The following is a 10,216-nucleotide window of genomic DNA, read 5'->3' as shown; positions in this document are numbered from 1 at the left end:
GAACTTCAACATAATGATGCCTCCTTTCGTTGTATTCCCTACAAATAGGATAGCACATTTTGTTGAAGTTTCTTTATATTTATTTTATCTAGCACAACAAGTTAATTTAATCCAGCCGCATAAATTCGCGCCGTATGTCTCGGGATTTTGGCATATTCATGTCAAAACACCTCGCGGGATAGTGGCGTGTGAACAGTAACTAAATAATCACTACAACGGATCAACTTCAAAAGAAGACGGGCAGATATGGTGCCACTTCCATATCTGCCCGTCTTCTTTTTTCATTTTCTTTTTCTTTCGCGCCGGTCAAGACTCTTCATACACATATTCCAAATACAAATCTCTTCCGCTGTCCTCCGTTTCTTCTGTAACTGTGTAATTATTTTAACACAAAAAGAACTTCTTATTTCCGTTTTGTGCGAATGGTGAATATACAGCGCGAATGGTATTTCAGATCATAGCCCAAGGGTTGTTATTATAGATAGAATCTTTTATACTTATTTATGAAGTCAGGAGCAAATTCTCTTTTGACCCTGACTTCTATATGATGTGTAAAATGGAGGTGCTATTATGCTGGTGCAGATTCTTTCTGCCATTCATGGTATTACAACTATGCTTTTTGGAATTTACTGTTCTGCTTTCTTTCTTGGAGTAAAGCCTAATCGAAAGAATATTATGACTTTATTTCTGCTATTTAGCGGACAGGGATGCTTATATATAATCGGTTTTCTGTTATTCAGAGAAACACTTGCAAATATGTCCTACCCGCTGATCGTGCATTTCCCACTGATCTTATTTTTGACCTATCATTATAAATATCCACTGATTTCTTCTGCTATCTCTGTTTTTTCTGCCTATCTGTGCTGTCAGATAAGCAATTGGGTCGGATTATTTGCTCTGGCAGTGACAGGGGCCCAGTGGTGTTATTATTTTGTGCGAATCCTGACGACAGTTACAACTTTTGTCATTCTTTTTAAATATGTATTCCGCTCCACGAAAACAATCTTTGCCAAAAATGCCCGGGAACTCTCTATCATTGGTTTCCTTCCTTTTGTTTATTACATTTTTGACTATACCTCCACCAAATTCTCCCATTTGCTCTATTCCGGAAATAAGGCAGTCGTAGAATTCATGGGATTTGCATTTTGTATTGCCTATCTGGTATTTCTCATGGTATATTTTAGAGAATACGAGAACAAACAGGAATTGAAACAATACAGTGATCTTCGCGAAATACAGATTCAATCCATGCAAAAAGAAATCGAGCAGGTAAAGATCAGCAGTCAGAAACTGGCAATCCTCCGGCACGATATGCGTCATCAGTTGAACATCATTCTGACTCAGCTGCAGAACGATCATCCGGATAAAGCACAGGAATATATCCATGAAATCAGTTCTGCATATGACGATACCATTATCGCCAGTTATTCCAGAAATGAGATGCTTAACTCTGTGCTCTCCATTTATCATTCCCGTTTCACAGACAAGGGATTCTCTCTTAACTGCAATGTTTCCACAGGGAAAGATCTCCCTTGTCCTGATCTGGCAATCTGTACGATTCTGTCCAATGCACTGGAGAATTCCATGCATGCACTGGAGAATCTGGAATCCTCTTCAAAATGGGCCAAGCTTACACTTTCCCAAAAAAAGAACCATCTCCTGTTCCAGCTCGAAAATCCCGTAGAAAAGATTCCTGAGTTTGTAGATGGAGTTCCGGTTTCCAACAGAAATGGACATGGGATCGGAGTCAAGAGTATTATTTATTATGTAGATCAGTTAAATGGCCAGTGCCATTTCTCGATCACTGACCATTGTTTTGTCCTGAGAATTATCATCTAATATCTGGCATTCCAAATTTCTGCCAGATATTTAGATGTGCATATATTATAGAAAGGTTTTTGGAAAATTTTATGAAAATCGCAATTTGTGATGATGAAATAGACTTCGGTCAGGAACTACGGACACTTCTGACACGTTGGGCCGTTAATAATGGTCTTTCCCTCACTCTGTATCAATATATGAATGGAGATGATCTGCTGACAGCTCTGCAGACTACTTCCGTGGATCTGATTTTCCTGGACATTATCATGCCTCTGCTAAATGGCATAGACACTGCAAGGGAACTGCGAAATGCAGGGATAACAGTTCCGATCATTTTCCTGACTTATTCCAGAGAATTCGCATTAGAATCCTATGAAGTAAAGGCCCTTAATTATCTTCTGAAACCGATAAACAACCATCGACTCTTCTCTGTCATGGATGAGTTTCTAAATGATTTCGAGGCTTCAGCAGAAACTTTCACCGCACATACTGCAGATGGTTTCTGCAAGATCACCCTCAATGATGTGGATTATCTGGAAGCTCAGAATAAACAGGTTCTGGTTTATCTCTCAGATGGAACCATTTTGAAAATCCGTGAATTATTTTCGAAATGCGAAGGAGTCTTCACACCTGAAAAAGGATTCTTTAAGTGCCACCGTAGTTACATCGTAAACCTGTCGCGTGTGAAGCAGTTCACCCGAAATCTGATCACTACCGGAATTTCCTCTTCTATTCCAATTTCCAGAAACAGTTATTCTGCATTTAAAGATGCTTATTTTGCATACATGTTTGATTCCGCTTCCAATAACTGACTATCAGAAATTTGTCTGCTTAATTATATATCCTTTTACATAACAAATCCCGTGTATCGTCCTTATATCAAAACTAATACCCGGGATTGTTTTTTGTCTTTTTATCGCTCCAGTTCATGTGCCTGTTTATAAATTTCACAGGCAGCATGGTTTACACATCTGTCATATGCACAGTCCATAAACGTGAGAGTTCTTTTGTCCCCCTCTACGGCATATTCACAACAGACTGTAATTCCTCCATTGCATGTTCTGCAGAATCCTGAAATAAACTCTTCTTCTATTTCCATAATGTCCTCCTTATTTTCATCATTAATCATGCATATTTACACCAAACGCCTCGCGGAATAGCAGCGAACAAACAATGGCTAATATGTACAATTTTTTTCGTTTTCATCGTTGTTTTTATTGCAATTTGCAGTAAACAGATTTATAATCAGTATATCATAAAAGCATGCGGAATGCTAATATAATGAAAAAAGGGGGAAAATGTTATGAACAAAGAACTTTACGATGAGGCGGTGCGCTCTAACATTCTGTCAAAGAATCTGATCTCAGAACTGATGGAAAGTATGAATTACGAAAGTATTTCTTTCATCAACTGGACTGTAGATGTCTTAAATATCATCAAAACACGTCTGGAACGTGGAGATAAGATTACAGATGAGGTTTCCAAGATTACTTACGACATGAAATCTTTCCGTAAATTTGTAGAGACCAATTTTTCTTCCTACATCACCAGTCAGGTTTTTGACGCTCCTGACAAAGCAGAGAAAGTATACTTCTCTCTGGAAGAAGCCGAGCATGGTCATTCCTACAACATGGTCATGGCAAGTTCGTCAAAGAACAAAACATATAAATGGATTTCCAGTCTCAGCAAACGTTTCTCATTAGTCGAAATGATTGCGACTGGTATCGTATATCTGAAAGATAACAGAACTGATACCTATCAGCCATTTATTTCCGGAAATGGGAAATACTGCAAATATGACGTTGAAAAGGGTCAGATTGTTGAACTGTAATTAATCATCATTATAGATATGTACATATTTACCATTGAATTCATATCAGAAATTTCATTTTTGGTTTTTCTGTTTCTCAGTATCTCTGAATTAGAATCTACAATAACCAAACTATACATATTCAAAAAATCCCCCGCCGCATCCGGCGAGGGATTTTATTTTAATCCTATTCAGATTAGTTGTTGATAAGTTTGTCTTCGCCATTCCAGCTGTAAAGTTTACGGATTTCTTCGCCAACTTTCTCAGACTGATGCTCAGAAGCTTTCTTTCTCATAGCTTTGAAGTGAACCTGTGCACCTGCATCAGACATATCAAGTAAGAAGTCTTTTGCAAATGTACCATCCTGGATATCAGAAAGAATTTTCTTCATAGCTTTCTTTGTATCTTCTGTGATGATCTTAGGTCCTGTGATGTAATCGCCATATTCAGCAGTGTTGGAGATAGAATATCTCATTCCTGCGAATCCTGACTGATAGATCAGGTCTACGATCAGTTTCATTTCATGAATACATTCAAAGTATGCATTTCTTGGGTCATAACCAGCTTCAACAAGTGTTTCGAAACCAGCCTGCATAAGTGCGCAAACACCACCGCAAAGTACAGCCTGCTCACCAAAGAGGTCTGTCTCTGTCTCTACACGGAATGTAGTTTCAAGAAGACCAGCTCTTGCTCCGCCGATTCCAAGACCATATGCCAGTGCAAGATCCTGAGCTTTTCCTGTGTAATCCTGCTCTACAGCGATAAGACAAGGTGTTCCTTTTCCAGCCTGATACTCACTTCTTACTGTGTGACCAGGTGCTTTAGGAGCGATCATTGTAACATCAACATTCTTTGGTGGTTTGATGCATCCGAAATGGATATTGAAACCATGAGCAAACATTAACATGTTGCCTTCTTCAAGGTTTGGCTCGATGGATTCTTTGTAAAGTTTAGCCTGTAATTCATCATTGATAAGAATCATGATGATATCTGCCTGTTTAGCTGCTTCAGCTGCTGTATATACCTTAAAGCCCTGCTCTTCAGCTCTCTTCCAGGATTTGCTGCCTTCGTAAAGACCGATAATGACATCACATCCGGATTCCTTTAAGTTCAGAGCATGTGCATGTCCCTGGCTTCCGTATCCAATAATTGCAATTTTTTTACCATCCAGTAAGCTTAAATTACAATCTTCCTGATAAAAAATCTTGTTAGCCATTTTATTTTCCTCCTGCTAATCGTAAAAAAAAATTTATCGTTAAGGGATGCTCCCCTAGCAAACTATAATATGTACTGTTTCTGAGATATTTTTCAATTTCCTGCGTTCCGAAAAGCCTTCCGGTCTTTCATCAGAAATAGGTTACATCCTGCGAACCTCTTGATAAACCGGTCATTCCTGTACGTGCAAGTTCGAGAATCTCATAATCGCCCATCAGCTCAAGAAATGCCTCCAGTTTATTGTGGTTGCCTGTCATCTCCAGTATCATGGAATCCACACTTACGTCTGCAACTTTCGCATGGAAAACATCCGCTATGGAAATGAGTCCCTGTCTCTGCTCCGGTTTCGCCGCCACCTTGATCATCATTAATTCATGGCATACGCTGTTGTCCGGCTCCAGGATCTTAATATCTCTTACATCTACAAGCTTGGCAAGCTGATTCGTGATCTGCTCCAGAATCAGTTCATCCCCGCTGCACACAACGGTAATTCTGGAAAAGCGCTCGTCCGCTGTTACACCTCCGGTAATGCTGTCGATGTTATAGCCTCTGCGGCTGAATAATCCAGATACTCTGGTTGTTACACCTGCAGTATTATCTACTAACAGGGATAATACTCTCTTCTGCATGTCCCACCTGCTTTCAACGTGTACATTTTCACCACGTTAATATAATAAATAGCTCGTATGGTTACCATTATATCAATAATCGTGATTTTGTCAATAAATTTTTCACACAAAAACAAATGTCTTTCTGTGACGTTACTGTTCACTCCGTTCCCAGCAACACGCTTCGCGGGATATTACCAGTGAACAGTAACTCTATGATAACTTTTGTAAAAACATCAAATCAACTGCCTATATCAGATATTTATTTCTGAACTCTTCGATCATTTTCGGTTTCAGATAAAATACGGTCTGGAAAAACTTTTCCATAGAACCATAAGTCTTTTTCACTGTTTCAAAAACAGCAGCCAGATACTCCTCTTTTACATTATATATAATTGGAAGCTTCTCGGTCATTTTCTCATCTGCCTCCGGCCAGGTCTGTACAAGTCTCTGCATATATACCAGTTTGGGCTCCATATAACGGTTTGTGCGCAGATAGTCTTCATATATCACATCTTCCTCCACCCCCAGCAGACTGAGCAGAAAAGCAGTCCCGATCCCGGTACGGTCCTTTCCTGTTCCGCAATGCCACAAAACAGCACCTTTTTCCTGCCTGAAAAGAATATCGATAAACCTCGCATACTGTTTCAACACCAGTTGATCCATACATAAATTCCTGTACTGTCTGATCATATATTCTTCTATATCATCCGGAAGTCCTGCAAGCATTTTCACAAACTGTTCTCTGTTGCTGATAACCTGCACATCCTCATCCACAACCGGTACATGGTAGTATTCCACTTCTGCCATAATAGTATCCGGTTTACATTTTCTCTCTTCTGCCGAGCGCAGGTCAATCACCGTCTTCAGATTATATTCTTCTCTGAGTCTGTTCTTATCGCTCTCTGAAATGTGATAAAGTTCCCCGCTTCTCAGAAGCCTCCTCGGCAAGATGTGTCTGTCATCAGCTGTAACGATTGCACCCAGATCTCTGGTATTCGGCAGGCTCTGAAGAGATATCCTGCCACCCTTCGGGAAACCAGTTGCCATATCCGGGTTTAATATCTTAAGAATGCGGATACACTCATGGATCTCTTTTTCTGTCATATCGAATTTGTATCTCTTCTTACGTCTGGTGACAATTACAAGATAATTTACACTCAGCTGTCTGTCATCACCTTCATCCGCTCCCTCTTTCCGCATATATGCCCATACAATATCTTTACATGGAAGATTGTTTATCATCATATGTCTGGTAAAAACCAGAAATCCATCTTCTATCCTTATCTTTCCATACTTCATGATCCACCACTCCACTGTCTGCAATTTTATTACTGTTCACTTTGCTTCGCAATGCGCACAAAACAGCAACCAGTTTTTTTCAGAATAACACAGAAATCAAAATTTGACAATTCCTGTCAAACGTTTATAATCATGGTGTTATTGTGATTAGCAGTCACCTTATGAACCGTACTTTTTGTACAGAAATCATTTTTTTGAAAGGATTTATGAAAATGGAAAATCTTATTTTCTGTCTTAATGCTACAATCCCGATTTTTCTTACCCTGATGCTCGGGCTCTTTTTTCGGAAGATCGGACTCTTTGATGACACCTTTGTAAGCCGTCTGAATAAGTTCGTATTTAATGCAGCTCTGCCTGCGCTTTTGTTTCTGGATATTGCAAAGTCAGATTTCTACAGTGTGTGGAATACGAAATTTGTATTGTTCTGCTTCTTTGTCACACTGATCAGTATCGGAATTTCCACAGGTCTTTCCTATCTGCTGAAACCGCGAAATATCCAGGGCGAATTTATCCAGGCTTCTTACCGGAGTAGCGCTGCGATCCTTGGAATTGCAATTATCCAGAATCTTTACGGAAACGCAGGAATGGCACCGCTTATGATCATCGGAAGTGTACCGCTTTATAATGTGATGGCAGCTATAACACTGTCACTGTTCGCTCCCGGCGGCGGTAAACTTGATACCGCAAAACTCATCCGAACCCTGAAAGGAATCGCCACGAACCCTATTATCCTTGGTATCCTGACAGGTATGGTGTGGTCACTGCTTCATCTGCCAATGCCAGCAATTCTGAATACTGCCGTAGATAATCTCGGAAAAACAGCGACTCCTCTTGGGCTGATGGCCATGGGTGGCGCACTGAAATTCGGCAAGGCATTCGCAAGACCGAAACCACTGATCGCATGTACCTTTCTGAAGCTTGTGGGATATGAAGCTGTATTCCTCCCACTGGCTGTGCTTCTGGGATTTTCCCATGATATGCTGGTTGCGATCATTATCATGCTTGGTTCTGCCACTACTGTAAGCTGTTATATCATGGCCAAAAACATGGATTATGACGGTGATTTTACTTCCGGTGTGGTTATGACTACCACTCTGCTAAGCTCCTTTACCATGACAATCTGGCTCTACATATGCAAAAGCCTGGGACTGATCTGATCCCAGGCTTTTTATGTTTATATTAGCTTCAGATATTCCAGTCCGTTTCTGATTCCATAATGGAACATATCCTGTGTAATATGATCAGCCAGAGCTTTTATTTTCTCCGAACCATTTCCCATGGCAACCTTCACTGCCGCATATTCAAACATGGCGAGATCATTATTGCTGTCTCCAAACACGATCGTATCCTCCCATGGAATATCAAAGAGTCTGCACACTGCCGAGATCCCCACTGCCTTGTTAAAGCCCTTTGGGACAAGTTCAATGGTGGTTCCCGCAATCCCTGAACCACTCTCATGACGGATAATGTCATAATACTCACTCAGTTCCCTGTAGGCAGCTTCTGAATCACAGCCCTTTATCATCTTTGCACTGATCTTATTAATGCGCATACAGTCTTCATTTCCCCTGATGGGACGCCATTTAGATCCTAAAGATTCTGTGATCAGATCCGTATACCAGTTCACATCTGTATTATATTCATCCTTATCATAATACATGAAATCTGCACCTTCCATAACCGGGACCAGACCATATCTGCGCAGGATTTCCACTGATTTTTTTGCAACTTCCGGGGGCATCTCTTTATTAAAAAGACGTTCTCCATCCTTTTCAATGGTAGCCCCGCAGGCACTGATCATACCGGTAAACGGAAGCTCTTCCAGATAACGGGAAACAAAGGCCCTGCTCCTGCCTGTGCAAAGCCATGCGTCATGACCGTTTTCTCTTAATTTCTTCAATGCCTCCTTTGTGCTCTGGGGTACACCCTTTTCCATATCGCAGAGTGTTCCGTCTGCATCAAAAAACACTGCTTTTCTGTTCACTTTCTTATCTCCTGATTTTTATATTTACGTTTATCTTCCAGTGTGCCGACAAGCTATGCAAAAAATACTGTCGCTGCCTTAACCAGGCTCTCTGTATCTTTCGCACCTGTTGTTTCATATACAGAGTGCATGGCAAGCTGTGCCAGACCGATATCCACTGTTTTCACAGGAACCTGGGTATTGGAAATATTTCCCAGCGTGGAACCGCCTGCCATATCTGAACGGTTTACAAAGGTCTGGTACGGCACCTTTGCCCTGTCACAGATATCCTTGAAAATTGCAGCGGACACTCCGTCTGTACAATATTTCTGGTTTGCATTGTACTTGATCACGATTCCTCCGTTCAGCACCGGACGGTTTACCGGATCTGTCTTATCCGTATAGTTTGGATGGAGAGCATGGGCATTATCTGCAGAAATCATAAAACTGTCTGCAAGTGCCATATAATATTCCTCCTGGGTACGTCCCAGTCCCATATTGATCCGCATCAGAGTATCCTTCAGGAAAGCAGAAGCAGCCCCCTGTCTTGTACTGCTTCCCACTTCTTCATTATCCAGCACACAATGTACAGAAATACTTTCTTCACGATTTCCCTGCAGGAATCCTTCCAGAGAAGAAAATGCACACTGCAGGTCATCCAGTCTGGGTGCAGAGACAAATTCCTCATTTACTCCCCACAGAGTACCCGGAGTTCTGTCATAAAGAAACAGATCATGTCCCAGAATATCTTCCGTCTTTACATCTGCGGCCTCAGCCACAGTTTCCATAAATCTGCCCTTTCCTTCCTTATCGCTGAAAAGAGGCAGCATATCCTTCTGCACATTATATTTATATCCGTCATTTACTTCCCTGTTCATATGAATGGCAAGATTAGGAATAACCAGCAAATCTCTGTCCACAGTCACCATCTTCTCTCTGATTTTTCCATCCTGACGGACGATCAGCCTTCCTGCCACTGACAGAGGTCTGTCAAACCACGGAGACAGAATCATTCCACCGTAACGCTCCACATTCAGTTTGATATAAGCATTCTCCACCTCTATCTCAGGATTCTCCTTGATTTTAAGGGAAGGGGAATCACTGTGGCTTGCCATAATATGAAACTTCCACACAGGCTTCTGCGGAATGGAAAAAGCTATGATCGCAGAATGATTTCTGGTCACATAATAATTTCCGCCTTTTTTAAGCTTCCAGTGATCCTCCTCTTTCAATTCTTCAAAGCCTTCTTGGTCAAGCCTCTTGGTCATCTCCGTCACTGCCTGAAATGCAGTGGGGCTTTTCTCTATGAATTTCAGTAACTTCTTTGCTGTTTTTCTGTACATAGTTTGATTCTCCATTTGAATGATTTGAATGATTATGAAATGATGTTAGCGTCGGGAGAAATTAGCCATTTATTGTCGGGAGAAAATGACCAATCTCAGTCGGACAGAAATAACCAATGCATCAGTTTTTCCTTTCTTTAATGTTGTGCTTTAG

11 protein-coding genes are annotated in these 10,216 nt (G+C 40.9%); 5 read left to right on the top strand and 6 right to left on the bottom strand.

All coding sequences use genetic code 11. The features are described from left to right. The 3 genes from ACTNES_RS16985 to ACTNES_RS16975 form a co-directional block, all read left to right on the top strand. The coding region (locus ACTNES_RS16985) for a hypothetical protein (protein WP_441040186.1) at nucleotides 1–199 on the top strand (199 nt) is incomplete at its 5' end. 371 nt (nucleotides 200–570) lie between these two features. Next, nucleotides 571–1,839, top strand: coding sequence for a sensor histidine kinase (locus tag ACTNES_RS16980; protein ID WP_291808157.1), 1,269 nt, complete (start codon nucleotides 571–573; stop codon nucleotides 1,837–1,839). A gap of 71 nt (nucleotides 1,840–1,910) precedes the next feature. After that, complete coding sequence (locus ACTNES_RS16975; RefSeq protein WP_291808160.1) at nucleotides 1,911–2,633, top strand: LytR/AlgR family response regulator transcription factor; 723 nt, start codon at nucleotides 1,911–1,913, stop codon at nucleotides 2,631–2,633. 101 nt (nucleotides 2,634–2,734) lie between these two features. Here the strand turns inward: ACTNES_RS16975 and ACTNES_RS16970 are convergent, their stop codons facing one another. Continuing rightward, nucleotides 2,735–2,920, bottom strand: a complete 186-nt coding sequence (locus ACTNES_RS16970) for a hypothetical protein (protein ID WP_291808164.1) — start codon at nucleotides 2,918–2,920, stop codon at nucleotides 2,735–2,737. Nucleotides 2,921–3,124: 204 nt separating this feature from the next. Here ACTNES_RS16970 and ACTNES_RS16965 point away from each other — a divergent pair, with 204 nt between their 5' ends. Continuing rightward, nucleotides 3,125–3,652: a hypothetical protein gene (locus ACTNES_RS16965; RefSeq protein WP_216460021.1), complete on the top strand. Its 528-nt coding sequence runs from the start codon at nucleotides 3,125–3,127 to the stop codon at nucleotides 3,650–3,652. Nucleotides 3,653–3,827: 175 nt separating this feature from the next. On the opposite strand, the gene ilvC is transcribed toward ACTNES_RS16965, so the two are convergent. The 3 genes from ilvC to ACTNES_RS16950 form a co-directional block, all read right to left on the bottom strand. Beyond that, nucleotides 3,828–4,847 (bottom strand): ketol-acid reductoisomerase, encoded by a 1,020-nt coding sequence (gene ilvC, locus ACTNES_RS16960; protein ID WP_055153673.1) that lies wholly within the window; start codon nucleotides 4,845–4,847, stop codon nucleotides 3,828–3,830. A gap of 130 nt (nucleotides 4,848–4,977) precedes the next feature. After that, nucleotides 4,978–5,475: an acetolactate synthase small subunit gene (gene ilvN / locus ACTNES_RS16955; RefSeq protein ID WP_008704845.1), complete on the bottom strand. Its 498-nt coding sequence runs from the start codon at nucleotides 5,473–5,475 to the stop codon at nucleotides 4,978–4,980. A gap of 228 nt (nucleotides 5,476–5,703) precedes the next feature. After that, nucleotides 5,704–6,756, bottom strand: a complete 1,053-nt coding sequence (locus tag ACTNES_RS16950; RefSeq protein ID WP_279198605.1) for a tyrosine-protein phosphatase — start codon at nucleotides 6,754–6,756, stop codon at nucleotides 5,704–5,706. A gap of 212 nt (nucleotides 6,757–6,968) precedes the next feature. On the opposite strand from ACTNES_RS16950, the gene ACTNES_RS16945 reads away from it, so the two are divergent. Continuing rightward, nucleotides 6,969–7,913, top strand: coding sequence for an AEC family transporter (locus ACTNES_RS16945; protein WP_441040185.1), 945 nt, complete (start codon nucleotides 6,969–6,971; stop codon nucleotides 7,911–7,913). A gap of 17 nt (nucleotides 7,914–7,930) precedes the next feature. Here ACTNES_RS16945 and ACTNES_RS16940 read toward each other — a convergent pair whose 3' ends face one another. Next, nucleotides 7,931–8,740, bottom strand: coding sequence for a Cof-type HAD-IIB family hydrolase (locus tag ACTNES_RS16940; protein ID WP_441040184.1), 810 nt, complete (start codon nucleotides 8,738–8,740; stop codon nucleotides 7,931–7,933). Nucleotides 8,741–8,793: 53 nt separating this feature from the next. Next, nucleotides 8,794–10,062 (bottom strand): M18 family aminopeptidase, encoded by a 1,269-nt coding sequence (locus tag ACTNES_RS16935; protein ID WP_291816920.1) that lies wholly within the window; start codon nucleotides 10,060–10,062, stop codon nucleotides 8,794–8,796. Between the last annotated feature and the right edge of the window lie 154 nt (nucleotides 10,063–10,216).

Source organism: Blautia sp. HCP3S3_D9 (assembly GCF_052063845.1).
Lineage (GTDB): Bacteria > Bacillota > Clostridia > Lachnospirales > Lachnospiraceae > Blautia_A.
Note: the sequence above shows the minus strand (reverse complement) of the source record. Positions and strands in the feature narration are given on the sequence as shown.

Excerpts from the sequence above, each read along its gene's own strand:
- ACTNES_RS16980 (WP_291808157.1), top strand. The coding sequence starts at position 571 with ATGCTGGTGCAGATTCTTTCTGCCATTCATGGTATTACAACTATGCTT.
- ACTNES_RS16975 (WP_291808160.1), top strand. The coding sequence starts at position 1,911 with ATGAAAATCGCAATTTGTGATGATGAAATAGACTTCGGTCAGGAACTA.
- ACTNES_RS16970 (WP_291808164.1), bottom strand. The coding sequence starts at position 2,920 with ATGGAAATAGAAGAAGAGTTTATTTCAGGATTCTGCAGAACATGCAAT.
- ACTNES_RS16965 (WP_216460021.1), top strand. The coding sequence starts at position 3,125 with ATGAACAAAGAACTTTACGATGAGGCGGTGCGCTCTAACATTCTGTCA.
- ilvC (WP_055153673.1), bottom strand. The coding sequence starts at position 4,847 with ATGGCTAACAAGATTTTTTATCAGGAAGATTGTAATTTAAGCTTACTG.
- ilvN (WP_008704845.1), bottom strand. The coding sequence starts at position 5,475 with ATGCAGAAGAGAGTATTATCCCTGTTAGTAGATAATACTGCAGGTGTA.
- ACTNES_RS16950 (WP_279198605.1), bottom strand. The coding sequence starts at position 6,756 with ATGAAGTATGGAAAGATAAGGATAGAAGATGGATTTCTGGTTTTTACC.
- ACTNES_RS16945 (WP_441040185.1), top strand. The coding sequence starts at position 6,969 with ATGGAAAATCTTATTTTCTGTCTTAATGCTACAATCCCGATTTTTCTT.
- ACTNES_RS16935 (WP_291816920.1), bottom strand. The coding sequence starts at position 10,062 with ATGTACAGAAAAACAGCAAAGAAGTTACTGAAATTCATAGAGAAAAGC.